Below are 22,185 nucleotides of genomic sequence, written 5' to 3'. Positions count from 1 at the left end.
CTCAGTACTGCTCGGTCTCCGCGAAACCGGTGTCGCCGTCGTCCTCCGCGCCGAACGCGTCGGCCGCGGTGGTCGGGTCGAATCCGGGCGGGCTGTCCTTCAGGGCCAGGCCCATGCCGGCCAGCTTCGCCTTGACCTCGTCGATCGACTTGGCGCCGAAGTTGCGGATGTCGAGCAGGTCCGCCTCGGAGCGGGCCACCAGCTCGCCCACCGAGTGGATGCCCTCGCGCTTGAGGCAGTTGTAGGAGCGGACCGTCAGCTCCAGCTCCTCGATCGGCAGCGCCAGGTCGGCGGCCAGCGCGGCGTCGGTCGGCGACGGGCCCATGTCGATGCCCTCGGCGTCGACGTTCAGCTCGCGCGCCAGGCCGAACAGCTCGACCAGCGTCTTGCCCGCCGAGGCCATGGCGTCACGCGGACGCATGGACTCCTTGGTCTCGACATCGACGATCAGCTTGTCGAAGTCGGTGCGCTGCTCGACACGGGTGGCCTCGACCTTGTAGGTGACCTTCAGCACGGGGCTGTAGATCGAGTCGACCGGGATACGGCCGATCTCCTGGCCCGCCGCCTTGTTCTGCACCGCCGAGACGTAGCCGCGGCCGCGCTCGACGGTCAGCTCCATCTCCAGCTTGCCCTTGCTGTTCAGGGTGGCCAGGACCAGGTCGGGGTTGTGCACCTCGACACCGGCGGGCGGCGCGATGTCCGCGGCGGTCACCAGCCCCGGGCCCTGCTTGCGCAGGTACATCACGACCGGCTCGTCGTGCTCCGAGGAGACGACGAGCTGCTTGATGTTGAGGATGACGTCGGTGATGTCCTCCTTGACGCCCGGCACGGTGGTGAACTCGTGCAGGACACCGTCGACGCGGATGCTGGTGACAGCCGCACCCGGGATCGAGGAGAGGAGCGTACGCCGCAGGGAGTTGCCGAGGGTGTAGCCGAAGCCCGGCTCCAGCGGCTCGATCACGAACCGGGAACGGAACTCGTCCACGACCTCTTCGGTCAACGAGGGACGCTGAGCGATCAGCATGTAGAGAACTCCAGTCTTCGGCACCCACTATTTGATGCCGAGCCAGGGGATGAACGGTGGTACCGCACCACCCAGGGTACGGGCGCCCCCGGAGGAGACGCCCGCACCCCGCGCGGTGCCGTACGGCTTACTTCGAGTACAGCTCGACGATCAGCTGCTCCTGCACCTGGGTGTCGATCACCTGGCGCTCGGGCAGCGAGTGCACGAGGATCCGCAGCGTCGTGGGGACCGCCTCCAGCCACGCCGGAACGGTCTTGTCGCCGGCCTCCGCCTTGGCCACCTCGAAGGGGGTCAGGTTGCGGGAGGACTCGCGCACCTCGATGATGTCGCTCGGCGACACACGCGCCGAGGGGATGTCGGTCTTCCGGCCGTTGACCGTGATGTGGCCGTGCCGGACGAGCTGACGGGCGTGGTCACGGGACTTGGCGAAGCCGGCCCGGTAGACCACGTTGTCGAGGCGGGACTCAAGGATGCGCAGCAGGTTCTCGCCGGTCTTGCCCTGCTGGCGGTTGGCCTCGTCGTAGTACCCGCGGAACTGCTTCTCCAGGACACCGTAGATACGCGCGCACTTCTGCTTCTCGCGCATCTGGAGGAGGTACTCGCTGTCCTTGGTGCGCCCGCGTCCGTGCTCACCCGGGGGGTAAGGACGGATCTCGATCGGGCACTTAGCGCTCTCGCACTTGGCTCCCTTGAGGAAGAGCTTCTGCTTCTCCCGACGGCAACGCTTGCAGTCGGCCCCGGTGTAACGCGCCATGATGTCTTCAGTCTCCTACTTCACCTGGTCAGACTCGGCGGCGCTTGGGCGGGCGGCAGCCGTTGTGCGGGGTCGGGGTCACGTCCTGGATCGAACCGACCTCCAGGCCGGTGGCCTGGAGCGAGCGGATCGCGGTCTCACGGCCGGAGCCGGGGCCCTTGACGAACACGTCGACCTTGCGCATGCCGTGCTCCTGCGCACGGCGCGCGGCGCTCTCCGCGGCCATCTGCGCGGCGAACGGCGTGGACTTCCGGGAGCCCTTGAAGCCGACGTGGCCGGCCGAGGCCCAGGAGATCACGTTGCCGGTCGGGTCGGTGATCGAGACGATGGTGTTGTTGAACGTGCTCTTGATGTGGGCGTGCCCGTGAGCGACGTTCTTCTTCTCCTTGCGGCGCACTTTCTTGGCGCCGGCCGTACGGCCCTTAGGAGGCATGGGGTGTTAACTCCTGTGGAGGTGATCGGTCCTGCTACCGGACCCTGACTGGTGGCTCGGTGCGGACTACTTCTTGCCCGGCTTCTTCTTGCCGGCGATCGCGCGGCGCGGACCCTTGCGGGTACGGGCGTTGGTCTTGGTGCGCTGGCCGTGCACGGGAAGCCCGCGACGGTGACGCAGCCCCTCGTAGCAGCCGATCTCGACCTTGCGGCGGATGTCGGCCGCGATCTCACGGCGGAGGTCGCCCTCGGTCCTGAGGTTGGCGTCCACATAGTCGCGGATCTTGACGAGGTCTTCCTCGGCGAGATCGCGGACACGGGTGTCGGGGTTCACCCCGGTGCTGGCCAGGGTCTCCTGTGCACGGGTGCGCCCGATGCCGAAGACGTAGGTGAGAGCGACCTCGACGCGCTTGTCACGCGGGAGGTCGACGCCTGCGAGGCGTGCCATTGGTCCGGCTCCTGATGTTGTCGGCGGAGGTCTGCCGCAGCACCGTTCCCGCAGGGGCCGCGCGATGTGCGCGCCCGCGGGTCCCCGGCCTCCGACCGGGGGTGTCGTCCCCGCGCGCTGCGCGCGAGGGGTCGGGTGACTGCGTATCTCTGAGTGGCGTGTACAAAAAGGTGCTGCGTGGAGTGCGCGGCGTACCGCGAGATCAGCCCTGGCGCTGCTTGTGGCGCAGGTTCTCGCAGATGACCATGACCCGGCCGTGGCGGCGGATCACCTTGCACTTGTCGCAGATCTTCTTGACGCTCGGCCTGACCTTCATGGTTCTGAGGTTCTCCGGGTCGAGAGATCCAACTGATCTCGATCTACTTGTAGCGGTAGACGATCCGCCCGCGGGTCAGGTCGTAGGGAGACAGCTCCACCACGACCCGGTCGTCGGGCAGGATACGGATGTAGTGCATCCGCATCTTGCCGCTGATGTGCGCGAGGACCTGGTGCCCGTTCTGAAGCTCCACCTTGAACATCGCGTTCGGCAGAGATTCGACGACCGTGCCCTCGATCTCGATGGCCCCTTGTTTTTTGGCCATACTTGAGCGCTTCACCTTCCGGGATCGGCTACCTGGACAGCCCTGAACACATGGGTGCACCAGGACCGAAGGGTCAGTTTACGCCTGCCCACCCGAAAAGACGAATCAGAGATCATTCCCCATCCGGCGGTACGGAAAACAGCCGGGAGGCGGAACAACAGCCCGGAAAACCTGACCGTACGCGACCGTATGTCACGCCGCGCGACATGACCGCGGCGGTGGGCTCAGGCCAGCGGGTCCGGGGCCGCCGTGACGCCGAGCGCGGCCAGCCTCTCGCGACCGCCGTCCGGCGCGGTCAGCACGATCGGGCCCTCCTCCGTCAGGGCGACGGAGTGCTCCCAGTGCGACGACCAGGTGCCGTCGTTGGACTTCACGGTCCACTCGTCGGCCAGCACGTGCGTCTTCGGTGTCCCCAGGGTGATCATCGGCTCGATCGCCAGGCACATCCCCGGCACCAGGCGCGGGCCGCGGCCGCGGCGGCGGTCCACGTAGTTCAGCAGGTGCGGGTCCATGTGCATCTCGCTGCCGATGCCGTGCCCGCCGTACTGCTCGACGATGCCGTACTTGCCCGAGACGGGCAGCGGCTGCCGCCGGATGTACGTCTCCACCGCCCGCGAGATGTCCACGAGCCGGTTCCCCTTGCGCATGGCCGCGATCCCGGCCCACAGGGAGTCCTCGGTGACGCGGCTCAGCTCGACCAGCTCGGCGCCGTGGCCCTCGCCGACGAGGACGGTGATCGCCGCGTCGGCGTGCCAGCCGTTCACGATGGCGCCCGCGTCGATCGAGATGATGTCGCCGGACTTCAGGACCGTCTTGCGGTCCGGGATGCCGTGGACGACCACGTCGTTCACCGATGTGCAGATCGTCGCGGGGAAGCCGCCGTAGCCGAGGAAGTTCGGCTTGGCGCCGCGCTCGGCCAGGACCTGGGCGGCGATGTCGTCCAGGTCCTTGGTGCTGGCGCCCGGCACGGCCGCCTCCGCCGTACGGCGGTGCATCTCGGCGACCACGAGCCCGGCCGCGCGCATGTGCGCGATCTGCTCGGGGGTCTTCAGCTCGGCCATGGCGCTCTTCCTCCGTTACGCCGCGCTCAGGCGGCGCGCTCCGACAGGGCGGCGAGGGCCCTGCCGGTCACTTCGCCGACCGGGGCGAGGGCCGGGATCGTGGCGACCAGGCCCTGCTCGCGGTAGTAGTCGATGATCGGCTCGGTCTCCTCGTGGTAGACCGCCAGCCGGTGGCGCACGGTCTCCTCGCGGTCGTCCTCGCGCTGGTACAGCTCGCCCCCGCACACGTCGCACACGCCCTCCTGGCGCGGCTTCTTGTACTGGACGTGGAACGTGTGGCTGCTGTCGTTCCTGCACGTGCGGCGGCCCGCGATGCGCTTCACGACCTCGTCCTCGGGGACCTCCAGGTCGAGCACCGCGTCCAGCCGCTGGCCGGCCTCCCCCAGCACGTCGTCCAGGGCCTTGGCCTGGGCGATGTTGCGGGGGAAGCCGTCGAGCAGGAACCCGTCCTCGGCGTCCGGCCGCGCCATGCGGTCCGCGGCCATCGCCAGCGTGATCTCGTCCGGCACGAGGCCACCCTCACGCAGGATGGACTCGACCTGGCGGCCCAGTTCCGTACCCTGCCGGATGTTCGCGCGGAACAGGTCACCGGTGGAGATGTGGGGGATCGACAGGCGCTCGGCGAGCAGGGCGGCCTGCGTGCCCTTGCCCGCACCCGGCGGACCGACGAGGACGATGCGCATCAGCGGAGGAACCCTTCGTAATTACGCTGGTGGAGCTGGCTCTCGATCTGCCGCACCGTTTCCAGGCCGACACCCACGATGATGAGGATCGAGGTTCCTCCGAAGGGGAAGTCCTGCTGCGCGTCGAACATCACCAGCGCCACTGTGGGCACCAGGGCGATGAGTCCCAGGTACAGCGACCCGGGCCAGGTGATGCGGTTCAGCACGTAGCTCAGGTATTCGACCGTGGGACGGCCCGCCCGGATGCCCGGGATGAAACCACCATACTTCTTCATGTTTTCGGCCACGTCCTCAGGGTTGAAGGTGATGGCCACGTAGAAGAAGGCGAAGAACACGATGAGCAGGAAGTACGTCGCGATGTAGTACGGGTGGCTACCCTGCGTGAAGTACCGCGTCACCCAGTCCGTCCAGCCACCGGAGTCCGACCCGGCGAACTGCACGAGCAGCTGGGGGATGTACAGCAGCGACGAGGCGAAGATGACCGGGATCACACCCGCCTGGTTCACCTTGAGCGGGATGTAGGTCGAGGTACCGCCGTACGAGCGACGGCCGATCATCCGCTTGGCGTACTGCACCGGGATGCGGCGCTGGGCCAGCTCCACGAAGACGACCAGGCCGACCATGGCCAGGCCGCAGAGCACGACGACGCCGAACTCGATCCAGCCGTCCGCCAGGCTGCCCTGCTGCTTGATCTGCCAGAGGGCGGCCGGGAAGCCGGCGGCGATCGAGGTGAACATCAGCATGGACATGCCGTTGCCGATGCCGCGGTCCGTGATCAGCTCGCCGAGCCACATGACGAGCGCGGTGGCCGAGGTCAGGGCGATCACCATCACCATGGTGGTGAAGATGCCGTCGTCCGGGATGATGTCGTTCCGCACCGAGCACGAGGGGAAAAGGGTGCCACTGCGCGCGGTCGCCACCAGGCCGGTGGCCTGGAGCACCGCGAGCGCCATGGTGAGGTAGCGGGTGTACTGCGTGATCTTCGCCTGGCCGGACTGGCCCTCCTTCTTGAGAGCCTCAAGACGGGGGATGACCACGACGAGCAGCTGAAGAATGATGCTCGCCGTGATGTACGGCATGATGCCCAGCGCGAAGATCGTCAGCTGCAACAGGGCGCCGCCGCTGAACATGTTGACCAGACCGAAGAGGCCGGAACCCGCACCGGCGGCGTCAGCCTCAGTCACACACTGGTCGACGTTCTGGAAGCTGACGCCCGGCACCGGCACATGCTGTCCGAGCCGGAACACCACGACGATGCCTAGGGTGAAGAGCAGCTTTTTACGCAGGTCGGGCGTCTGGAACGCCCGTGCGAACGCGGTGAGCACGGCTCCTCCTGCGCCCCCCGCGTCGCCCGCGAGAGGTTTCGGTCTGAATGGCCAACGTAAGTGACAAACGTAAGGGACAGTTGCGGAAGTCTGAAGGTGGCAACGGGGGCCACCTTACCGGCGTAAGGGCCGGGCCGGAACGACTGACCGGGGATGCCCTTGGCGCAGGCATCCCCGGTAAGTCACGCGGCCAACAGAGAGTTCACCGCTTTTGTTCAGGAACGGTCGGTAATGGTTCCACCGGCGGCGGTGATCTTCTCCTTGGCGGACGCGGAGACGGCGTCAACCGTCACCGTCAGCGCCACGGAGATGTCACCCGAACCGAGGACCTTCACCAGCTCGTTCTTGCGCACGGCGCCCTTGTCCACCAGGTCCGCGATCGTGACCTCGCCACCCTGGGGGTAGAGCTCGGCCAGCCGGTCGAGGTTGACGACCTGGTACTGCTTGTGCGCCGGGTTGCGGAAGCCCTTGAGCTTCGGCAGCCGCTGGATCAGCGGCAGCTGCCCGCCCTCGAAGCCCGCCTTGACCTGGTACCGGGCCTTGGTGCCCTTGGTACCGCGGCCCGCGGTCTTGCCCTTGGACGCCTCACCGCGGCCGACGCGGATCTTGTTCTTCTTGGCGCCGGGGGCCGGACGGAGGTTGTGCAGGCCCAGGGGCTCGCCCTGCGCGCCGCCTTCTCCCTTGGAGAGGTCAGCCATCTCAGTCCACCTCCTCGACCGTCACGAGGTGCCGCACGGTGTTGGCCATGCCGCGGATCTCCGGGCGGTCGTCCTTCACCACCACGTCGTTGATGCGGCGCAGCCCGAGGGAGCGCAGCGTCTCGCGGTGGTTCTGCTTGCTCCCGATACGGGACTTCACCTGGGTGATCTTGAGCTGCGCCATCACGCACCCACCCCGGCGCGCGCCCGCAGCAGAGCGGCGGGAGCGACGTCCTCCAGCGGCAGGCCGCGACGGGCCGCGATCTCCTCGGGGCGCTGAAGCCCCTTCAGAGCGGCCACCGTGGCGTGCACGATGTTGATCGGGTTCGACGAACCGAGCGACTTGCTCAGCACGTCGTGGATGCCCGCGCACTCCAGCACGGCACGCACCGGGCCACCGGCGATCACACCGGTACCGGGCGACGCCGGCTTCAGCAACACGACACCCGCGGCCTCCTCACCCTGGATCGGGTGCGGGATGGTGCCCTGGATACGGGGGACCTTGAAGAAGTGCTTCTTGGCCTCCTCCACACCCTTGGCGATGGCGGCCGGCACCTCCTTGGCCTTGCCGTAACCGACACCCACGGTGCCGTCACCGTCGCCCACCACGACCAGCGCGGTGAAGCTGAAGCGACGACCACCCTTCACTACCTTGGCGACACGGTTGATCGCGACGACACGCTCGACGTACGCGGTCTTCTCAGCGGCAGCGCCGCCGTCCCGGCCCTTACGGTCCCGCCGCTCGCCGCCACCGGCGCCGCCACCGCGGCGCTGGGGTCCAGCCATTGGATTACCTTCCTCGTTACTCGTAGCGGGACCGGCTCAGAACTTGAGCCCCGCCTCGCGGGCGGCGTCGGCCAGTGCGGCGACCCGCCCGGCGTACTTGTTGCCGCCGCGGTCGAACACGACGGTCTCGACACCGGCGGCCTTCGCACGCTCGGCGACCAGTGCGCCGACCTGCTTGGCCTTGTCGCTCTTGTCACCCTCCACGCCGCGGATGGACGTGTCGAGGGACGAGGCGGACGCCAGGGTGTGACCGACCGTGTCGTCCACGATCTGGGCCACCATGTGGCGGTTGGACCGCGTCACGACCAGGCGCGGACGCTCGGCCGTGCCGGAGATCTTCTTCCGGATACGGATGTGGCGCCGCTTGGTCGCCGCGCGCTTGCGCGCGTCGCCCTTGGCGATCTTGACACCGTATGCCATGGCTACTTACCAGCCTTTCCGACCTTGCGGCGGATGACTTCGCCCTCGTACTTGACACCCTTGGCCTTGTACGGGTCGGGCTTGCGCAGCTTGCGGATCTTCGCCGCGACCTCGCCCACCTTCTGCTTGTCGATGCCCTCGACGCTGAACCGCGTCTGGTTCTCGACCTTGAAGGTGATGCCTTCCGGGGGCTCGACCACGATCGGGTGGCTGTAGCCCAGGGAGAACTCCAGGTTGGAGCCCTTGGCCTGGACGCGGTAGCCGACACCGCTGATTTCGAGCTTCTTGACGTAGCCCTGCGTGACGCCGGTGATCATGTTGTCCACCAGCGTGCGGGACAGACCGTGCAGGGCACGGTTGCGGTTCTCGTCGTTCGGGCGGGTCACCTGGATGGTGCCGTCCTCGGCGCGCTCGACCGAGATCGGCGCGGCGACGGTGTGGCTCAGGGTGCCCTTGGGGCCCTTCACGGCCACCGTGCGGCCGTCGATGGTGACGTCCACGCCGGCGGGAACCGGGATGGGCTGCTTGCCGATGCGCGACATTGGCTTGTCCTCCGTTCCCTTCCGTTACCAGACGTAGGCGAGGACTTCCCCACCCACGCCCTTCTTCTGCGCCTGCTTGTCGGTGAGCAGGCCGTGCGATGTCGAGATGATCGCGACGCCCAGGCCGCCGAGGACCTTCGGCAGGCTGGTGGACTTCGCGTAGACCCGCAGGCCCGGCTTCGAGATCCGCTTGATGCCGGCGATCGAACGCTCGCGGTTCGGGCCGTACTTCAGCTCAAGGACCAGGGCGCGGCCCACCTGGGCGTCCTCGGTCTTCCAGCCGGTGATGTAGCCCTCCTGCTGGAGGATCTCCGCGATGTGCGTCTTGATCTTGCTGTGCGGCATCACCACGGAGTCGTGGTACGCCGAGTTCGCGTTGCGCAGACGGGTGAGCATGTCCGCGATCGGGTCGGTCATGGTCATGAAACGGCCTTGGGCCTCTCTCGCCGGGGTTTCCGCCTCTCGGGGACCTACGGCGTAGTCGGTGTTACCAGGAGCTCTTCGTGACGCCCGGCAGCTCGCCGCGGTGCGCCATCTCACGGAGGCAGACGCGGCACAGGCCGAACTTGCGGTACACGGAGTGGGGGCGGCCACAGCGCTGGCAGCGCGTGTAACCCCGCACACTGAACTTGGGCTTGCGGCCGGCCTTGGCGATCAGGGCCTTCTTCGCCATCGGTCACGCCTCCTTGAACGGGAATCCGAGGAGACGCAGCAGCGTGCGGCCCTCTTCGTCGGTGTTCGCCGTGGTGACGACGGTGATGTCCATGCCGCGCGTCCGGTCGATCTTGTCGGGGTCGATCTCGTGGAACATGACCTGCTCCGTGAGACCGAACGTGTAGTTGCCCCGGCCGTCGAACTGCTTCGGCGACAGACCGCGGAAGTCGCGGATGCGCGGGAGCGCGAGCGACAGCAGACGGTCCAGGAACTCCCACATGCGGTCGCCCCGCAGCGTCACATGGGCGCCGATGGGCTGGCCCTCGCGCAGCTTGAACTGCGCGATGGACTTGCGGGCCTTCGTCACGGTCGGCTTCTGGCCGGTGATCGTGGCGAGGTCGCGCACGGCGCCCTCCATCAGCTTGGAGTCGCGGGCGGCGTCGCCCACACCCATGTTGACCACGATCTTGGTCAGGCCCGGCACCTGCATGACGTTCGTGTACTCGAACTCGTCACGCAGCTTGCCGATGATCTCTTCGCGGTACCGCGTCTTGAGACGCGGCGCGCTGCTGGTGGCAGTCGTCATCAGATGTCCTCACCGGTACGGCGGGCAACGCGGATCTTGTTGCCCTCCTCGTCGAAGCGGAAGCCGACCCGGGTGGTGACCTTCTTGCCGTCCTTCTCCACCACGAGCGCGACATTGCTGACGTGGATCGGAGCTTCGGTCGTGATGATGCCGCCGGTCTTGGACCCGCGGGCCGTCTGCCCGGCCTTGGTGTGCTTCTTGACCCGGTTGACACCTTCGACCAGGACACGGTCCTCGCGGGGGAAGGCCACGATGACCTTGCCCTGCTTGCCCTTGTCCTTGCCGGTGATGACCTGGACCAGGTCGCCCTTCTTGATCTTCATCGGTTACAGCACCTCCGGCGCGAGGGAGATGATCTTCATGAACTTCTTCTCGCGCAGTTCCCGGCCCACGGGGCCGAAGATACGGGTGCCGCGGGGGTCGCCGTCGTTCTTCAGAATGACGGCCGCGTTCTCGTCGAAGCGGATGTACGAGCCGTCCGGACGCCGGCGCTCCTTCACGGCGCGCACGATGACCGCCTTGACGACATCGCCCTTCTTCACGTTGCCGCCGGGGATCGCGTCCTTGACGGTGGCGACGATGACATCGCCGATGCCCGCGTAGCGGCGCCCGGAGCCGCCGAGAACGCGGATGCAGAGGATCTCCTTCGCACCCGTGTTGTCGGCGACGCGCAGTCGCGACTCCTGCTGGATCATGTCGTTACTTCGCCTTCTCCAGAATCTCGACGACGCGCCAGCGCTTGGTGGCCGACAGCGGTCGCGTCTCCATCAGGAGGACGCGGTCGCCGACGCCCGCCGCGTTCTGCTCGTCGTGCGCCTTGAGCTTGCTGGTGCGGCGGATGATCTTGCCGTACAGGGCGTGCTTCACCCGGTCCTCGACAGCGACAACGACGGTCTTGTCCATCTTGTCGCTGACGACCAGACCCTCGCGGGTCTTCCGCCGGCCGCGCTCGGTCGTCTCAGTCACAGTGTTCTCACTCATCAGGCGTTCTCCACCGCCTCGGCGTCGCCGGCGGGCAGCGCCGACTCGATGCCGAGCTCGCGCTCGCGCATCAGGGTGTAGACCCGGGCGATGTCCTTGCGTACGGCCCGCAGCCGGCTGTTGTTCTCCAGCTGGCCGGTGGCCGCCTGGAAACGGAGCCTGAACAGCTCCTCCTTCGCCTCGCGCAGCTTGACGACGAGCTCCTCGTCGTTCAGCTCACGCAGCTCGGAGGGCTTGGTACCGGCAGCCATCAGGACTCACCTGCCTCGCGCCGGACGATCCGGCACTTCATCGGGAGCTTGTGAGCGGCGCGGATCAGCGCCTCACGAGCGATCTTCTCGTTGGGGTAGGACAGCTCGAACATCACGCGCCCCGGCTTGACGTTCGCGATCCACCACTCCGGCGAGCCCTTGCCGGAACCCATGCGGGTCTCGGCGGGCTTCTTGGTCAGCGGGCGGTCCGGGTAGATGTTGATCCAGACCTTGCCGCCACGCTTGATGTGCCGGGTCATCGAGATACGCGCGGCCTCGATCTGCCGGTTCGTCACGTACGCGGCGGTGACGGCCTGGATGCCGTACTCACCGAACGCGACCTCGGTGCCACCCTTGGCCTGGCCACTCCGCTTGGGGTGGTGCTGCTTGCGGTACTTGACCTTGCGAGGGATAAGCATGGTCTCAGCTCTCCGTTCCTGCTGCGCCGTCGGCAGCCGGGGCGGCGGACGCGTCGGCCTTCGGGGCCTCGGCGGCGGGCGCGCCCTGCTGCTGCGGCCTGCGGCCACCACGACCACCGCGCTCGCCACGGCCACCGCGGGCCGGACGGTCGCCGCCGGCGCCACCACGGGCGGGACGGTTACCGGCGCGGGCGGCGGCGTTCTCGGCGCGGACCTCGGCGATGTTCTTCACGTCGCCCTTGTAGATCCAGACCTTCACACCGATGCGGCCGAAGGTGGTGCGGGCCTCGAAGAAGCCGTAGTCCACGTTCGCGCGGAGGGTGTGCAGCGGCACACGGCCCTCGCGGTAGAACTCCGAGCGGGACATCTCGGCGCCGCCGAGACGTCCGCCGCACTGGATCTTGATGCCCTTGGCCCCGGCCTTCATCGTGCTCTGCATCGACTTGCGCATGGCACGGCGGAAGGAGACACGGGACGACAGCTGCTCGGCGACCGCCTGGGCCACCAGCTGGGCGTCCAGCTCGGGGTTCTTGACCTCAAGGATGTTGAACTGGATCTGCTTGCCGGTCAGCTTCTCCAGGTTGCCCCGGAGGCGGTCGGCCTCCGCACCGCGGCGGCCGATGACGATGCCGGGCCTGGCGGTGTGGACGTCGACGCGGACGCGGTCACGGGTGCGCTCGATCTCCACCTTGGAGATGCCCGCGCGCTCCATGCCCTGCGTCAGCATGCGGCGGATGGCCACGTCTTCCTTGACGTAGTCCTTGTACAGCTTGTCGGCGTACCAGCGCGACTTGAAGTCGGTGGTGATGCCGAGGCGGAACCCGTGCGGGTTTACCTTCTGACCCATTACCGGGTTCCCTCCTTGCTGCCCACGACCACGGTGATGTGGCTGGTCCGCTTGCGAATCCGGTAGGCGCGGCCCTGGGCGCGCGGCCGGAACCGCTTCAGGGTCGGGCCCTCATCGACGTAGGCCTCCTTGACGTAGAGGCTGTCGATGTCGGTGTGGTCGAAGTTGTGCGCGGCGTTGGCGATGGCGCTGTCGAGCACCTTGCCCACGGGCACGCTGGCGGCCTGGGGGGCGAACCGCAGGACGGCCTGCGCCTCGCCGGCGCCCTTGCCGCGGATGAGGTCCACCACACGGCGGGCCTTCATGGGCGTGACGCGGATGTACCGCGCACGGGCCACGGCTTCCATGGTTGTCCCTTCGGTGTTGTTCCGGGAGTCCGGCATGATCAGCGCACCCCGCTCAGCGACGCCGCGACTTGCGGTCGTCCTTGACGTGCCCGCGGAACGTACGGGTCGGTGCGAACTCGCCGAGCTTGTGGCCGACCATCGACTCGGTGACGAACACCGGGACGTGCTTACGGCCGTCGTGCACCGCGATCGTGTGGCCCAGCATGGCCGGGATGATCATCGAGCGTCGAGACCAGGTCTTGATGACGTTCTTGGACCCCGAGTCGTTCTGCGCGTCCACCTTCTTGATCAGGTGGTCGTCGACGAAGGGCCCCTTCTTGAGACTGCGCGGCATCGAAACCTGCTCCTAGCGCTTCTTGTTCGTCTTGCGGCGGCGGACGATGTACTTGTTGCTGGCCTTCTTCGGCGAGCGAGTACGGCCTTCCTTCTTGCCCCAGGGGGAGACCGGGTGGCGACCACCCGAGGTCCGCCCCTCGCCACCACCGTGGGGGTGGTCGACGGGGTTCATCACGACGCCGCGGACGCTCGGGCGGACGCCCTTCCAGCGCATCCGGCCGGCCTTGCCCCAGTTGATGTTCGACTGCTCGGCGTTGCCGACCTCGCCGATGGTGGCGCGGCAGCGGACGTCGACCAGGCGGATCTCACCGGAGGGCATGCGCAGGTGGGCCATGCGGCCCTCCTTCGCGAGCAGCTGCACGGAGGCACCGGCGGAGCGGGCGAACTTGGCGCCGCCGCCCGGCTGGAGCTCGATCGCGTGGATGACGGTACCCACCGGGATGTTGCGCAGCGGCAGGTTGTTGCCGGGCTTGATGTCGGCGCCGGCGCCGTTCTCCACCCGGTCACCCTGCTTCAGGTGGGCCGGGGCGATGATGTACCGCTTCTCGCCGTCCGCGTAGTGCAGCAGCGCGATACGGGCGGTGCGGTTGGGGTCGTACTCGATGTGCGCGACCTTGGCCGGCACACCGTCCTTGTCGTGCCTGCGGAAGTCGATCACCCGGTAGGCGCGCTTGTGGCCACCGCCCTGGTGACGGACGGCCACGCGACCGGCGTTGTCCCGGCCACCCTTGCTGTGCAGGGGGCGGACCAGCGACTTCTCCGGCGTGGACCGCGTGATCTCGACGAAGTCGGCGACGCTGGCACCTCGACGGCCCGGCGTCGTCGGCTTGTACTTGCGGATTCCCATGTCTTAGTCCTCGTCCGGTATCGGACGGACCGGTATCTCCGTCAGGAGAGGACCGGACCGCCGAAGATGTCGATGCTTTCGCCCTCGGCAAGAGTCACGATGGCGCGCTTGGTGCCGGCGCGCCGGCCGTAACCGGTGCGGGTGCGCTTGCGCTTGCCCTGCCGGTTGATGGTGTTGACCCCGACGACCTTGACCGAGAAGACCGCCTGGACGGCCTGCTTGATCTGGGTCTTGTTGGCCCGCGGGTCGACGATGAACGTGTACTTGTTCTCGTCGAGCAGCGCGTAGCTCTTCTCGGACACGACGGGCTTGATCAGGATGTCGTGCGGCGCGGTGAACTCCTTGCTGGAGGTCCCGTTGCCGGTGGTCCCGTCACTCATCAGGCGTCGCTCCCTTCGGGCGTCTCGTCGGCCGTGGCGGACGCGGTGCGGCCGGCCACGAAGCGGTCGAAGGCGGCCTTGGTGAAGACGACGTCGTCGGAGTCGAGCACGTCGTACGTGTTGAGCTGACCCGGGTCGAGGATGTGGACCTGGGGCAGGTTGCGGGCCGACAGCCACGCGTTCTCGTCGGAACGGTCGGCGACCAGCAGGACCTTCTTGCGCTCCGTGATCTTGCCGAACAGGCCGCGCGCGGCCCTCGTCGAGACCTCGCTGTCCACCACGCCGGAGACGACGTGGATGCGGTCGTGGTGCGCCCGGTCGGTGAGGGCACCGCGCAGGGCGGCGGCCTTCATCTTCTTCGGGGTCCGCTGGGTGTAGTCACGCGGCACGGGGCCGTGGACGACGCCACCACCGGTGAACTGCGGGGCGCGGACGGAACCCTGGCGGGCGCGGCCGGTGCCCTTCTGGCGGTACGGCTTCTTGCCGCCACCGCGGACCTCGCCGCGCGTCTTGGCCTTGTGCGTGCCCTGACGGGCCGCGGCCAGCTGCGCGACGACGACCTGGTGGATCACCGGGACGCTGATCTTCGCGTCGAAGATCTCGGCGGGCAGTTCCACCGTGCCGGACTTCTCGCCGGCCGGGGAGAGGATGTCAATGCTCTTCGGGTTACTCATGGCTCAACTCACGCCCCCTTGGCCGCGGTGCGGACCAGGACGAGGCCGCCGTTGGGGCCGGGGACGGCGCCCTTGATGAGCAGCAGTCCCTTCTCCGCGTCAACGGCGTGGACGGTCAGGTTCTGGGTGGTGACGCGCTCGTTGCCCATACGGCCGGCCATGCGCAGGCCCTTGAACACGCGGCCCGGGGTGGCGCAGCCGCCGATGGAGCCCGGCGAGCGGTGCTTGCGCTGGGTGCCGTGCGAGGAGCTGAGGCCCTTGAAGCCGTGCCGCTTCATGACACCGGCGGTGCCCTTGCCCTTGCTCTTGCCGGTCACGTCGACGCGGACGCCGGAGTCGAACACCTCGGCGGTGATCTCCTGGCCGAGGGTGTACTCGGCGGCGTCGGCGGTCCGCAGCTCGACCAGGTGGCGGCGCGGGGTGACGTCGGCCTTGGCGAAGTGGCCCTTGAGGGGGCGGTTCACCTTGCGCGGGTCGATCTCGCCGAAGGCGATCTGGACGGCCTCGTAGCCGTCGCGGTCGTTGGTGCGCACCTGGGTCACGATGCAGGGTCCGGCCTTGACCACGGTCACCGGGACGACACGGTTGTTCTCGTCCCAGACCTGGGTCATGCCGAGCTTCTCGCCCAGGACACCCTTGATCTGCTTGGTCATCTCTCTGCCAGGCCTCTCAGAGCTTGATCTCGATGTCGACGCCGGCCGGAAGGTCCAGGCGCATCAGCGAGTCAACGGTCTTGGGGGTCGGGTCGAGGATGTCGATCAGCCGCTTGTGGGTGCGCATCTCGAAGTGCTCGCGCGAGTCCTTGTACTTGTGCGGCGACTTGATGACGCAGTACACGTTCTTTTCCGTGGGCAGCGGCACCGGGCCCGCGACCGACGCACCCGTGCGGGTCACCGTCTCGACGATCTTCTTCGCCGAGTTGTCGATGACCTCGTGGTCGTAGGCCTTGAGCCGGATGCGGATCTTCTGTCCCGCCATGGCTGGTTCGCAGTCCTGTCTCTTCTTCACGCTCTGGCAGTCCGGCGGCGCCTTCCCCACCCCCGCTCCGACCCACGCGGTCGGGCGTGTCGTACTCACCTTCGGAACGCGCCACCTGGGTTTCACACCGCAGGGGGTTTCCTCCGTGAGGAGTGTGGGGAGAACTTCCACCGGGTGCCTGGCTGGAGCCCCGCCCACGCTTCCCGGAAGATCCCGGTATTTCCGCACCTGATCAGGGGCGACGAATACAGTGGGACTCGCTTCCGGTCCTCCCGGCGGGAGGCGCGCAGCATCGGCTGCCAACCGAGCAACCTGGTCAGTGTGCCACACCGCCCGCCGCCGGGGCCAATCGGCCCAAGGATTCCGGCCCCACCCGGCACCCCGCCGCGCCACGGCGCCTCCGCGCCTGCTATGGACGGCGCCCTCGCACCCCGTACTCGGCCCGCGCGCCCGCCCGTTGACGCGTCCCCCGCCCGGGGCACGGCCCCGCGCCGCGTCAACCCGGCGTGCTGTGATCTCCCTCCCACCGGGCCGACGGGCCGGGGGTGTGGAGGCGGAGCACCGCGCGTTCCGCCCATTCGGGAGGCGTACCGCGCAGCGACACCGCGATCATCACGGCGAACGCCAGCGGCACCGTCCAGGCCGCGGGCTGCGCCAGGAGCACGACGAGCCATCCCGGCCCCGCGTCGGTCAGCACGGACGCGAGCGCCGCGCCCGTCGCCGACAGGACACCGGCGGCGAGCCCCGCCGCGGCCCCCGCCGCCGTCAGCCCGCGCCACCAGATCCCGAGGACGAGCAGCGGGCAGAACGTCGACGCCGCCACGGCGAACGCCCAGCCCACCGCCACGTTGATGTCCACCGCCCGCGCGGGCAGCGACAGCAGCACGGCGACCAGCGCCCCGCCCGCCACCGCGCCCCGCAGCCGGGGCACGCTCGCGCGCGACAGGTCGTGCGAGAGGCCGCCCGCCAGCGCCATCAGCAGCCCGGACGACGTGGACAGGAACGCGGCGAACGCGCCCGTCGCCACCAGCGCCGTGAGCACCGCGCCCCAGCGGCCCGCGACGATCTCCCCCGGCAGGACGACGGTGACGGTGTCGGTGTCCCCGCCGTCCCCGAGCCCCGGCGTGAAGACGCGGCCGAGCAGCCCGTACGCCGCCGGGAAGATGTAGAAGAGGCCGAGCAGCACGATCACGCCCACCGCCACGCGCCGGGCCGTCCACGCGCTGTCGCTGGTGTGGAAGCGCATGACGACGTGCGGCAGCCCGGCGGCGCCCAGCGTGGTGGCCAGCAGCACCGACCAGGTCGCGAGCAGCGGCAGGCCCGCGTCCTGCACGTCGAGCAGCGGGCGGCTCCACTCGCTGAGGTCCACGCGCAGCGCCGCCTCCCGCGCGTCTTCGCCCGCGTGGACGACGAGGAAGACGGCCGGGACCGCGATGAACAGCAGCTTGACCAGGTAGTGGAAGCCCTGCACGTACGTCGCCGAGCGCATCCCGCCCGCCGCGATCGAGACGGTGACGACGGCCCCCGCCAGGACGACGCCGACCCAGTACGGGGTGCCGCTCACGAGGTGCAGCACCATGCCCGCGCCCTTGAACTGCGGCACCAGGTACAGCCACATGATCACCAGCACGATCACGGCGCACAGCTTCCTGATCGCCTGCGACCCGAGCCGGTAGTCCGCGAAGTCGGGCACGGTGTACGCGCCCGAGCGCCGCATCGGCCCGGCCACCAGCGCGGCGACGACGACGTACCCGGCGGTGAAGCCCACCGCGTACCAGAGGCTGCCGATGCCGTCCTTCAGCAGCAGCCCGGCGAGGCCGAGGACCGACGCGGCCGACACGTACTCCCCCGCGATGGCCATCGCGTTCCAGCCGGGGGCGACGCGCTGCGAGGCGACGAGGAAGTCGGGCGTGGTCGAGCGGGTGGCGCGCACGCCCCAGACGCCGATGGCCATGCTGGCGACGACCAGCAGCCCGATCGCGAGCAGTCCCGTCACCGGCGCCGCGCCCCCCGTTCGGCGCGCTCGGCGGCCCGTACGTGCGTGACGGCGATCACGAGCAGCAGCGGGTATCCGGCGGCCATCAGCAGCAGCCAGGACGCGGGGAAGCCCAGCACGGTGACGCGGTCGAGCGCGGGCAGGGCGGCGAGGAGGCCGCTGAGCCCGAGGAGCAGCGCGCCGAGCAGTCCGAGGGCGCGCAGCGCGAGGCGGCGCTGCCGCAGGAAGAGGGCGCGGGCGGCCTGGGTGTCCTGCTCGTCGTCGGCGCCGGGGCCGGGCGGGGGCACGAGGTGCTGGGCCGGGCGATGGCGGCGGGAGAGGGCGATGCGCGTCTGCGGGCTGGTGACGCGGACGCGGCGCGGGCCGCCGCTCACCGGGCGGCGTCCCGGACGGCGGCCATCAGGCGTTCCTTGAGGGCGCGGGCGTGGCGGCGGCTGACGGGGACCTCGCCCGCCGGGGTGCGGGCGAGGAGCCCGGCGGAGCTGGTGGCGCGCAGGTCGCGGACCCAGTGGACGGCGACGAGGTAGCCGCGGTGGGCGCGGACGAATCCGGCCGGGCCCCAGACCTCCTCCAGGTGGGAGAGGGAGAGGCGGACGAGGTGGGTGCCGCGTGCGGTGTGGAGGCGGACGTAGTCGCCCTGCGCCTCGGCGTAGTGGACGTCGTCGCGGCGGACGAAGACGGTGTGGCGGCCGGTCTCGACCTGCACGACGGCCAGTTCGTCTGCGGGCAGCGCGGCCCCGGGGGCGGCGACGCGGGCGACGGCCTCGGCGAGCCGTTCGGGGCGTACGGGCTTGAGCAGGTAGTCGGTGGCGCCGAGCCCGCCGGCCTCGGCGGCGTGCCGTTCCGACGCGGTGACGAAGACGATGGCGGGCGGCCGGGACAGCATCCGCAGCACGCGGGCGACGGCCATCCCGTCCAGGCCCGGCATGGAGACGTCGAGGAAGACGGCGTCGAACGTGCCGGTGCCCAGCAGCCGTACGGCCGCCTCGCCGCCGTCCGCCTCGCGCACGTCGGGGGCCTCGGGCAGGCCGGTGAGCATGCGGGCCAGCTCCTGGCGGGTGGAGGCCTCGTCCTCGACGACGAGCACGCGCAGGCTCACCGCGCCGTCACCCCGCGCATGAACCGGGGCACGCGGATGACGGCCTTGGTGCCGCCGCCTGGCGCCGTCTCGATGACGAGGCCGTGCTCGGGCCCGTAGACGGTGCGCAGGCGCTGGTCGACGTTGGCGAGGCCGACGCGGCGGGCGGGCGGGCCGCTGCCGGCGAGGATCGCGCGGGCCAGCGCCGGGTCCATGCCGACGCCGTCGTCCTCGACCTCGATCACGCACAGCGGTCCCTCGCCGTAGCCGGAGACGCTGATGGTGCCGGGGCCCGGCTTGGGTTCGAGGCCGTGGCGGACGGCGTTCTCGACGAGGGGCTGGACGACGAGGAAGGGGATGGCGACGGGGAGTACCTCGGGAGCCATCCGGACGGACAGTTCGAGGCGGTCGTCGAAGCGGGCCCGTTGCAGCTCCAGGTAGGTCTGGATGGCCTGGAGCTCGTCGGCGACGGTGGCGTAGTCGCCCTTGGCGGAGAAGCTGTAGCGCAGGTAGTCGGAGAAGTCGCCGAGGAGGGTGCGGGCCCGGTCGGGGTCGGTGCGGATGCGGGCGCCGATGACGGCGAGGGCGTTGTGCAGGAAGTGCGGCGATATCTGGGCGCGCAGGGTGCGCAGGTCGGCCTGGGCGATGCGGCCGCGGGCGCGGCGCAGCGCGGCGTGGTCGAGGGAGCGGGCGACGAGCCCGGCGACGGCGGTGAGTTCGGGGCCCGCGCCGCCGTCGGTGACGAGGGCGCCGGACAGTTCGCCGGCGACGGTGAGCGGCATGGCGGACCAGGGCGGGCGGTGTGCGGGACCGCCGTCCTCGTAGGCCTGCCCGAGGAGCGCGGCGAGCGCGTCGGGCGTGGGCGGCGGTCCCGCGGCGGCGACGGGGCGGCCGTCGAGGTCGGCCAGGACGACGGTGCCCGCGGCCAGCAGGCGGCGCAGGCGCCGGGCGGCGGCGGGGGCGCCGCGGCCGGTGAGGCCGTCGCGCAGGTCGGTGTCCAGGTCCTGGACGAGGCCGAGCAGGCGCACGGTCAGGCGCGCGCCGGCCTCGGTGCCGCCGTCGCGCCGCGTCCGTATCCGGTCCAGCATGGCCCGACCGTAGCCGAGTGCGGCGGCGGCCAGTAGGCCCCCGGCAGCCCGCCGTGCGCGGGATCGGCGTTCGGCCGCGCGCTCAGTCCCCCGCCGCGGGCGCGCCGCCCCGTTCGTCCGCCTCCATGGCCTCCACCTCGTGCAGCGGCGGGTGGATCTCGGTCGGGCCGTACGGGTCGACGTCGGACGGGCGGGGCGGCTCGGGGCCGTCGGGGCCGACGCGCAGGAGGCGTTCGACGCGGATGATCTGGAAGTGGCGGCCGAGGACGTCGAGCGAGGAGCGGGGCGGCCCCTCGCGGAACTCCTCGGCCGCCGCCGCGTAGGCCGCCGCGTCGTCGGGGGAGGTGTCGCGCTCCAGGTGGGGCAGGAACTCGGCGAGGTAGTTGTAGAGCGTCGCGCGGGCGTCCGCGGGGCTGGCCTGGAGGCCGGCCATCGGCTCCCAGGAGCCGGTCTTGCGCTCGGCGAACGTGAACGTGGCGGGCAGCAGCACGACGCCGGGGTGGCTGGTGAGGGCCTCGCGTGAGTCGTCGCGGACCTGCCGGGGGATGCGTTCGGCCTGGTAGTGGAGGGTGAGCAGCTCCATGCGCTGGATGCTCTCCATGACGCTGGTGGGCGCCGCGTGGTCCACCAGGAAGCCGATGGTGCGGCTCTCGCTGTCGCGGACGCGGCGGTCGCCGATGTCGCGGCCGGGGTCGTCGGGGTCGGTGGGGCGCGGGCCCTCGATGCCGTCGGGGCCGATGCGGGCGAACTCGTCGGCCCGGACGATGCGGTAGCGCGCGTCGCCGACCGGCAGTTCGTTCACCGGCTCGGTCTCCAGGCGGGCGACGGCGGCGAGCAGCTGGTCGCGCAGCGGGTCGCCGGCGGCCGTCTCGTCCTTCGCCTTGAACCAGAGGTGCGAGTTGAGCCCGTCGCGCGAGTGCTGGGGGAAGCCGTCGGACACGTCGCTGAGGAGCCGCCAGCCCGGCTCGTCCTCGGGGGTCTGCACGGCGTAGCCGAAGACGGGACCGCGCAGGACGACGTGGGGGTAGCGCCCGGCGGCCTGGAGCGCGTCCTGTTCGGTGACCTCCGAGACGGGATCGTCCCGGTGGGTCACCCGGAAGGTCAGGTGGCGCTGCGAGTTCTTCCGGTAATCCTTCATGCGCCCAGTGTGACGGCAGCAGGGGCTACGTTGCTCCCGCTTTCACGGCCTTCACACTTCCGCGCACGAACGGGACGCGCCGCGCGCTCAATAGCCCACGGTGAAACGCTTGTTGAGGTGCGCCGGGCGCTCGATTTCGTCCACCAGTGCGGCGGCGTAATCCTCGGCCGAGATCCGGCTGTCGCCGTCCGCGTCGGTGATCAGCTCATCGAGGCCGGTCCGGTACTCCCCCGTCCTGGCGCCGGGCTCGATGGTCCCGGCGGGGCTGAAGTACGTCCAGTTCAGCTCGCTGGTGATGCCGCGCAGGTACGCGAGCGCGTCCCCGTGCGCGTGCATGATCTGGCGGACCTGGTCCGGCAGCCCCGGCGTGTCCCACACCGGCGCGCCCCCCGGCGTACGCAGCGAGCCCGCGCCGCCGACCATGATCAGCCGCGGGGCGCGCCCGCCCAGCGCGTGCAGCCCGGCGACCAGCGACTGGGCGGACGGCTCGATCAGCGCCGCGTGCCCGGGGCCGTCCCCGCCGCCCACCGCGCTCACGAGGACGTCCGCGTCGCGCCCGACGGCGCTGACGGAGGCGGGGTCCAGGACGTCGCCCGGCTCGACCGTCAGCCGGTCGTGCGGCTCGACGGACCCCCGGTACAGCTCGGGGTCGCGGACGACGGCGACGACCGCGTGCCCCCGGTCGAGGGCCTCGCGCACGACGCGGCGGCCGATGGTCCCGTTGGCTCCGAAGACGGCGATGGTGGCCAAGGCGCTGCTCCCGGTGGTACGGGGCGCCCGCCCGCCGGACGCCCGTCTCCCCCGCAGCCTGCCACCGGGGGGCGGCCGCGT

Annotated in this window: 36 protein-coding genes; all 36 read right to left on the bottom strand. The window is 69.9% G+C overall.

Features of this window, described 5'->3' with window-relative positions:
- Position 1: 1 nt before the first annotated feature.
- The 36 genes from ACL02R_RS10070 to ACL02R_RS09895 all read right to left on the bottom strand — a co-directional run bounded on the left by ACL02R_RS10070 (position 2) and on the right by ACL02R_RS09895 (position 22,104).
- On the bottom strand, positions 2 to 1,024 hold the full coding sequence (locus tag ACL02R_RS10070) for a DNA-directed RNA polymerase subunit alpha (protein WP_362961945.1): 1,023 nt from the start codon (positions 1,022 to 1,024) through the stop codon (positions 2 to 4).
- A 127-nt stretch (positions 1,025 to 1,151) separates the two neighbouring features.
- The gene (rpsD, locus tag ACL02R_RS10065) at positions 1,152 to 1,778 is read right to left on the bottom strand and encodes a 30S ribosomal protein S4 (RefSeq protein ID WP_412796500.1); all 627 of its coding nucleotides are present in this window, start codon (positions 1,776 to 1,778) and stop codon (positions 1,152 to 1,154) included.
- 28 nt (positions 1,779 to 1,806) lie between these two features.
- Entirely contained in the window at positions 1,807 to 2,211 is a 405-nt protein-coding gene (rpsK, locus tag ACL02R_RS10060) for a 30S ribosomal protein S11 (protein ID WP_004571845.1), read from the bottom strand.
- 66 nt (positions 2,212 to 2,277) lie between these two features.
- Positions 2,278 to 2,658, bottom strand: a complete 381-nt coding sequence (gene rpsM / locus ACL02R_RS10055; RefSeq protein WP_412796499.1) for a 30S ribosomal protein S13 — start codon at positions 2,656 to 2,658, stop codon at positions 2,278 to 2,280.
- Positions 2,659 to 2,860: 202 nt separating this feature from the next.
- The gene (rpmJ, locus tag ACL02R_RS10050; protein ID WP_049567412.1) at positions 2,861 to 2,974 is read right to left on the bottom strand and encodes a 50S ribosomal protein L36; all 114 of its coding nucleotides are present in this window, start codon (positions 2,972 to 2,974) and stop codon (positions 2,861 to 2,863) included.
- Between the two features lie 43 nt (positions 2,975 to 3,017).
- Positions 3,018 to 3,239 (bottom strand): translation initiation factor IF-1, encoded by a 222-nt coding sequence (infA, locus tag ACL02R_RS10045; RefSeq protein ID WP_003948620.1) that lies wholly within the window; start codon positions 3,237 to 3,239, stop codon positions 3,018 to 3,020.
- Positions 3,240 to 3,463: 224 nt separating this feature from the next.
- Positions 3,464 to 4,300: a type I methionyl aminopeptidase gene (gene map / locus ACL02R_RS10040; protein WP_412796498.1), complete on the bottom strand. Its 837-nt coding sequence runs from the start codon at positions 4,298 to 4,300 to the stop codon at positions 3,464 to 3,466.
- Between the two features lie 26 nt (positions 4,301 to 4,326).
- Positions 4,327 to 4,983, bottom strand: a complete 657-nt coding sequence (locus ACL02R_RS10035; protein ID WP_412796497.1) for an adenylate kinase — start codon at positions 4,981 to 4,983, stop codon at positions 4,327 to 4,329.
- Positions 4,983 to 6,308, bottom strand: a complete 1,326-nt coding sequence (gene secY / locus ACL02R_RS10030; RefSeq protein ID WP_412796496.1) for a preprotein translocase subunit SecY — start codon at positions 6,306 to 6,308, stop codon at positions 4,983 to 4,985. Before secY ends, ACL02R_RS10035 begins: the two co-directional genes overlap by 1 nt.
- Positions 6,309 to 6,523: 215 nt before the next feature.
- A complete protein-coding gene (gene rplO / locus ACL02R_RS10025; protein ID WP_412796495.1) occupies positions 6,524 to 7,006 on the bottom strand; it encodes a 50S ribosomal protein L15 in 483 nt (160 codons plus the stop codon).
- Position 7,007: 1 nt separating this feature from the next.
- Positions 7,008 to 7,190 (bottom strand): 50S ribosomal protein L30, encoded by a 183-nt coding sequence (gene rpmD / locus ACL02R_RS10020; protein WP_132816532.1) that lies wholly within the window; start codon positions 7,188 to 7,190, stop codon positions 7,008 to 7,010.
- Complete coding sequence (gene rpsE / locus ACL02R_RS10015) at positions 7,190 to 7,792, bottom strand: 30S ribosomal protein S5 (protein ID WP_113689461.1); 603 nt, start codon at positions 7,790 to 7,792, stop codon at positions 7,190 to 7,192. The genes rpmD and rpsE overlap by 1 nt, the downstream gene beginning before the upstream one ends.
- A 36-nt stretch (positions 7,793 to 7,828) precedes the next feature.
- Complete coding sequence (rplR, locus tag ACL02R_RS10010; RefSeq protein WP_362961962.1) at positions 7,829 to 8,212, bottom strand: 50S ribosomal protein L18; 384 nt, start codon at positions 8,210 to 8,212, stop codon at positions 7,829 to 7,831.
- A gap of 2 nt (positions 8,213 to 8,214) precedes the next feature.
- Positions 8,215 to 8,754 carry a 50S ribosomal protein L6 gene (gene rplF, locus ACL02R_RS10005; RefSeq protein ID WP_362961964.1) on the bottom strand — a complete coding sequence of 180 codons (540 nt, stop codon included), beginning with the start codon at positions 8,752 to 8,754 and terminating at the stop codon, positions 8,215 to 8,217.
- Between the two features lie 24 nt (positions 8,755 to 8,778).
- A complete protein-coding gene (gene rpsH / locus ACL02R_RS10000) occupies positions 8,779 to 9,177 on the bottom strand; it encodes a 30S ribosomal protein S8 (RefSeq protein ID WP_129840993.1) in 399 nt (132 codons plus the stop codon).
- A gap of 64 nt (positions 9,178 to 9,241) precedes the next feature.
- Complete coding sequence (locus tag ACL02R_RS09995; RefSeq protein WP_052849158.1) at positions 9,242 to 9,427, bottom strand: type Z 30S ribosomal protein S14; 186 nt, start codon at positions 9,425 to 9,427, stop codon at positions 9,242 to 9,244.
- A gap of 3 nt (positions 9,428 to 9,430) precedes the next feature.
- The gene (rplE, locus tag ACL02R_RS09990; protein ID WP_412796494.1) at positions 9,431 to 9,994 is read right to left on the bottom strand and encodes a 50S ribosomal protein L5; all 564 of its coding nucleotides are present in this window, start codon (positions 9,992 to 9,994) and stop codon (positions 9,431 to 9,433) included.
- The gene (gene rplX, locus ACL02R_RS09985) at positions 9,994 to 10,317 is read right to left on the bottom strand and encodes a 50S ribosomal protein L24 (protein ID WP_362961969.1); all 324 of its coding nucleotides are present in this window, start codon (positions 10,315 to 10,317) and stop codon (positions 9,994 to 9,996) included. Before rplX ends, rplE begins: the two co-directional genes overlap by 1 nt.
- 3 nt (positions 10,318 to 10,320) lie before the next feature.
- Complete coding sequence (rplN, locus tag ACL02R_RS09980) at positions 10,321 to 10,689, bottom strand: 50S ribosomal protein L14 (RefSeq protein ID WP_019433424.1); 369 nt, start codon at positions 10,687 to 10,689, stop codon at positions 10,321 to 10,323.
- 4 nt (positions 10,690 to 10,693) lie between these two features.
- Complete coding sequence (gene rpsQ, locus ACL02R_RS09975) at positions 10,694 to 10,975, bottom strand: 30S ribosomal protein S17 (RefSeq protein ID WP_362961972.1); 282 nt, start codon at positions 10,973 to 10,975, stop codon at positions 10,694 to 10,696.
- Positions 10,975 to 11,226 carry a 50S ribosomal protein L29 gene (rpmC, locus tag ACL02R_RS09970; protein ID WP_362961974.1) on the bottom strand — a complete coding sequence of 84 codons (252 nt, stop codon included), beginning with the start codon at positions 11,224 to 11,226 and terminating at the stop codon, positions 10,975 to 10,977. The genes rpsQ and rpmC overlap by 1 nt, the downstream gene beginning before the upstream one ends.
- A complete protein-coding gene (rplP, locus tag ACL02R_RS09965; RefSeq protein WP_052849163.1) occupies positions 11,226 to 11,645 on the bottom strand; it encodes a 50S ribosomal protein L16 in 420 nt (139 codons plus the stop codon). Before rplP ends, rpmC begins: the two co-directional genes overlap by 1 nt.
- A gap of 4 nt (positions 11,646 to 11,649) precedes the next feature.
- On the bottom strand, positions 11,650 to 12,492 hold the full coding sequence (rpsC, locus tag ACL02R_RS09960) for a 30S ribosomal protein S3 (protein WP_362961976.1): 843 nt from the start codon (positions 12,490 to 12,492) through the stop codon (positions 11,650 to 11,652).
- Positions 12,492 to 12,839 (bottom strand): 50S ribosomal protein L22, encoded by a 348-nt coding sequence (gene rplV, locus ACL02R_RS09955; protein WP_052849165.1) that lies wholly within the window; start codon positions 12,837 to 12,839, stop codon positions 12,492 to 12,494. Before rplV ends, rpsC begins: the two co-directional genes overlap by 1 nt.
- Before the next feature lie 52 nt (positions 12,840 to 12,891).
- Positions 12,892 to 13,173, bottom strand: coding sequence for a 30S ribosomal protein S19 (gene rpsS, locus ACL02R_RS09950; RefSeq protein WP_052849166.1), 282 nt, complete (start codon positions 13,171 to 13,173; stop codon positions 12,892 to 12,894).
- Positions 13,174 to 13,185: 12 nt separating this feature from the next.
- On the bottom strand, positions 13,186 to 14,022 hold the full coding sequence (rplB, locus tag ACL02R_RS09945; protein WP_362961979.1) for a 50S ribosomal protein L2: 837 nt from the start codon (positions 14,020 to 14,022) through the stop codon (positions 13,186 to 13,188).
- A 41-nt stretch (positions 14,023 to 14,063) separates the two neighbouring features.
- Positions 14,064 to 14,402: a 50S ribosomal protein L23 gene (gene rplW, locus ACL02R_RS09940; RefSeq protein WP_362961981.1), complete on the bottom strand. Its 339-nt coding sequence runs from the start codon at positions 14,400 to 14,402 to the stop codon at positions 14,064 to 14,066.
- Positions 14,402 to 15,076, bottom strand: coding sequence for a 50S ribosomal protein L4 (gene rplD / locus ACL02R_RS09935; RefSeq protein WP_412796493.1), 675 nt, complete (start codon positions 15,074 to 15,076; stop codon positions 14,402 to 14,404). The genes rplW and rplD overlap by 1 nt, the downstream gene beginning before the upstream one ends.
- Before the next feature lie 8 nt (positions 15,077 to 15,084).
- On the bottom strand, positions 15,085 to 15,729 hold the full coding sequence (gene rplC / locus ACL02R_RS09930; protein WP_362961985.1) for a 50S ribosomal protein L3: 645 nt from the start codon (positions 15,727 to 15,729) through the stop codon (positions 15,085 to 15,087).
- Positions 15,730 to 15,745: 16 nt separating this feature from the next.
- Positions 15,746 to 16,054: a 30S ribosomal protein S10 gene (rpsJ, locus tag ACL02R_RS09925; protein ID WP_016473429.1), complete on the bottom strand. Its 309-nt coding sequence runs from the start codon at positions 16,052 to 16,054 to the stop codon at positions 15,746 to 15,748.
- Positions 16,055 to 16,550: 496 nt separating this feature from the next.
- Positions 16,551 to 18,008, bottom strand: coding sequence for a cation acetate symporter (locus tag ACL02R_RS09920; RefSeq protein WP_412796617.1), 1,458 nt, complete (start codon positions 18,006 to 18,008; stop codon positions 16,551 to 16,553).
- A 38-nt stretch (positions 18,009 to 18,046) separates the two neighbouring features.
- Positions 18,047 to 18,424 carry a hypothetical protein gene (locus ACL02R_RS09915; RefSeq protein WP_412796492.1) on the bottom strand — a complete coding sequence of 126 codons (378 nt, stop codon included), beginning with the start codon at positions 18,422 to 18,424 and terminating at the stop codon, positions 18,047 to 18,049.
- Positions 18,421 to 19,149 (bottom strand): LytR/AlgR family response regulator transcription factor, encoded by a 729-nt coding sequence (locus ACL02R_RS09910; protein WP_412796491.1) that lies wholly within the window; start codon positions 19,147 to 19,149, stop codon positions 18,421 to 18,423. Before ACL02R_RS09910 ends, ACL02R_RS09915 begins: the two co-directional genes overlap by 4 nt.
- A complete protein-coding gene (locus ACL02R_RS09905) occupies positions 19,146 to 20,216 on the bottom strand; it encodes a sensor histidine kinase (RefSeq protein ID WP_412796490.1) in 1,071 nt (356 codons plus the stop codon). The genes ACL02R_RS09910 and ACL02R_RS09905 overlap by 4 nt, the downstream gene beginning before the upstream one ends.
- 82 nt (positions 20,217 to 20,298) lie before the next feature.
- Entirely contained in the window at positions 20,299 to 21,354 is a 1,056-nt protein-coding gene (locus ACL02R_RS09900) for a DUF5954 family protein (RefSeq protein WP_412796489.1), read from the bottom strand.
- Positions 21,355 to 21,441: 87 nt separating this feature from the next.
- Complete coding sequence (locus ACL02R_RS09895; protein ID WP_412796488.1) at positions 21,442 to 22,104, bottom strand: NAD(P)-dependent oxidoreductase; 663 nt, start codon at positions 22,102 to 22,104, stop codon at positions 21,442 to 21,444.
- Positions 22,105 to 22,185: the final 81 nt, after the last annotated feature.

The organism is Streptomyces sp. MS19 (genome assembly GCF_047200595.1).
Taxonomy (GTDB): Bacteria; Actinomycetota; Actinomycetes; order Streptomycetales; family Streptomycetaceae; genus Streptomyces.
The sequence above is the reverse complement of the archived record's forward strand: the minus strand, read 5'-3'. Positions and strand labels throughout refer to the sequence as shown.

What these genes read in the sequence shown, in the direction of transcription:
- rpsE (WP_113689461.1), bottom strand. Translation starts at nt 7,792, where the DNA reads ATGGCTGGACCCCAGCGCCGCGGTGGCGGCGCCGGTGGCGGCGAGCGG.
- rpsC (WP_362961976.1), bottom strand. Translation starts at nt 12,492, where the DNA reads ATGGGTCAGAAGGTAAACCCGCACGGGTTCCGCCTCGGCATCACCACC.
- rpsJ (WP_016473429.1), bottom strand. Translation starts at nt 16,054, where the DNA reads ATGGCGGGACAGAAGATCCGCATCCGGCTCAAGGCCTACGACCACGAG.
- ACL02R_RS10070 (WP_362961945.1), bottom strand. Translation starts at nt 1,024, where the DNA reads ATGCTGATCGCTCAGCGTCCCTCGTTGACCGAAGAGGTCGTGGACGAG.
- ACL02R_RS09900 (WP_412796489.1), bottom strand. Translation starts at nt 21,354, where the DNA reads ATGAAGGATTACCGGAAGAACTCGCAGCGCCACCTGACCTTCCGGGTG.
- rpmD (WP_132816532.1), bottom strand. Translation starts at nt 7,190, where the DNA reads ATGGCGCAGCTCAAGATCACCCAGGTGAAGTCCCGTATCGGGAGCAAG.
- rplO (WP_412796495.1), bottom strand. Translation starts at nt 7,006, where the DNA reads ATGGCTGACCTCTCCAAGGGAGAAGGCGGCGCGCAGGGCGAGCCCCTG.
- rplV (WP_052849165.1), bottom strand. Translation starts at nt 12,839, where the DNA reads ATGGAAGCCGTGGCCCGTGCGCGGTACATCCGCGTCACGCCCATGAAG.
- rpsQ (WP_362961972.1), bottom strand. Translation starts at nt 10,975, where the DNA reads ATGAGTGAGAACACTGTGACTGAGACGACCGAGCGCGGCCGGCGGAAG.
- rplF (WP_362961964.1), bottom strand. Translation starts at nt 8,754, where the DNA reads ATGTCGCGCATCGGCAAGCAGCCCATCCCGGTTCCCGCCGGCGTGGAC.
- rpsH (WP_129840993.1), bottom strand. Translation starts at nt 9,177, where the DNA reads ATGACCATGACCGACCCGATCGCGGACATGCTCACCCGTCTGCGCAAC.
- rpmJ (WP_049567412.1), bottom strand. Translation starts at nt 2,974, where the DNA reads ATGAAGGTCAGGCCGAGCGTCAAGAAGATCTGCGACAAGTGCAAGGTG.
- rplX (WP_362961969.1), bottom strand. Translation starts at nt 10,317, where the DNA reads ATGAAGATCAAGAAGGGCGACCTGGTCCAGGTCATCACCGGCAAGGAC.
- rpsS (WP_052849166.1), bottom strand. Translation starts at nt 13,173, where the DNA reads ATGCCGCGCAGTCTCAAGAAGGGGCCCTTCGTCGACGACCACCTGATC.
- ACL02R_RS09995 (WP_052849158.1), bottom strand. Translation starts at nt 9,427, where the DNA reads ATGGCGAAGAAGGCCCTGATCGCCAAGGCCGGCCGCAAGCCCAAGTTC.
- rplN (WP_019433424.1), bottom strand. Translation starts at nt 10,689, where the DNA reads ATGATCCAGCAGGAGTCGCGACTGCGCGTCGCCGACAACACGGGTGCG.
- infA (WP_003948620.1), bottom strand. Translation starts at nt 3,239, where the DNA reads ATGGCCAAAAAACAAGGGGCCATCGAGATCGAGGGCACGGTCGTCGAA.
- rplP (WP_052849163.1), bottom strand. Translation starts at nt 11,645, where the DNA reads ATGCTTATCCCTCGCAAGGTCAAGTACCGCAAGCAGCACCACCCCAAG.
- ACL02R_RS09920 (WP_412796617.1), bottom strand. Translation starts at nt 18,008, where the DNA reads ATGGCCATCGGCGTCTGGGGCGTGCGCGCCACCCGCTCGACCACGCCC.
- rpsM (WP_412796499.1), bottom strand. Translation starts at nt 2,658, where the DNA reads ATGGCACGCCTCGCAGGCGTCGACCTCCCGCGTGACAAGCGCGTCGAG.
- rpsK (WP_004571845.1), bottom strand. Translation starts at nt 2,211, where the DNA reads ATGCCTCCTAAGGGCCGTACGGCCGGCGCCAAGAAAGTGCGCCGCAAG.
- rpsD (WP_412796500.1), bottom strand. Translation starts at nt 1,778, where the DNA reads ATGGCGCGTTACACCGGGGCCGACTGCAAGCGTTGCCGTCGGGAGAAG.
- rplR (WP_362961962.1), bottom strand. Translation starts at nt 8,212, where the DNA reads ATGGCATACGGTGTCAAGATCGCCAAGGGCGACGCGCGCAAGCGCGCG.
- rplE (WP_412796494.1), bottom strand. Translation starts at nt 9,994, where the DNA reads ATGACGACTGCCACCAGCAGCGCGCCGCGTCTCAAGACGCGGTACCGC.
- map (WP_412796498.1), bottom strand. Translation starts at nt 4,300, where the DNA reads ATGGCCGAGCTGAAGACCCCCGAGCAGATCGCGCACATGCGCGCGGCC.
- ACL02R_RS10035 (WP_412796497.1), bottom strand. Translation starts at nt 4,983, where the DNA reads ATGCGCATCGTCCTCGTCGGTCCGCCGGGTGCGGGCAAGGGCACGCAG.
- rplB (WP_362961979.1), bottom strand. Translation starts at nt 14,022, where the DNA reads ATGGGAATCCGCAAGTACAAGCCGACGACGCCGGGCCGTCGAGGTGCC.
- rplD (WP_412796493.1), bottom strand. Translation starts at nt 15,076, where the DNA reads ATGAGTAACCCGAAGAGCATTGACATCCTCTCCCCGGCCGGCGAGAAG.
- rplW (WP_362961981.1), bottom strand. Translation starts at nt 14,402, where the DNA reads ATGAGTGACGGGACCACCGGCAACGGGACCTCCAGCAAGGAGTTCACC.
- ACL02R_RS09905 (WP_412796490.1), bottom strand. Translation starts at nt 20,216, where the DNA reads ATGCTGGACCGGATACGGACGCGGCGCGACGGCGGCACCGAGGCCGGC.
- rpmC (WP_362961974.1), bottom strand. Translation starts at nt 11,226, where the DNA reads ATGGCTGCCGGTACCAAGCCCTCCGAGCTGCGTGAGCTGAACGACGAG.
- rplC (WP_362961985.1), bottom strand. Translation starts at nt 15,729, where the DNA reads ATGACCAAGCAGATCAAGGGTGTCCTGGGCGAGAAGCTCGGCATGACC.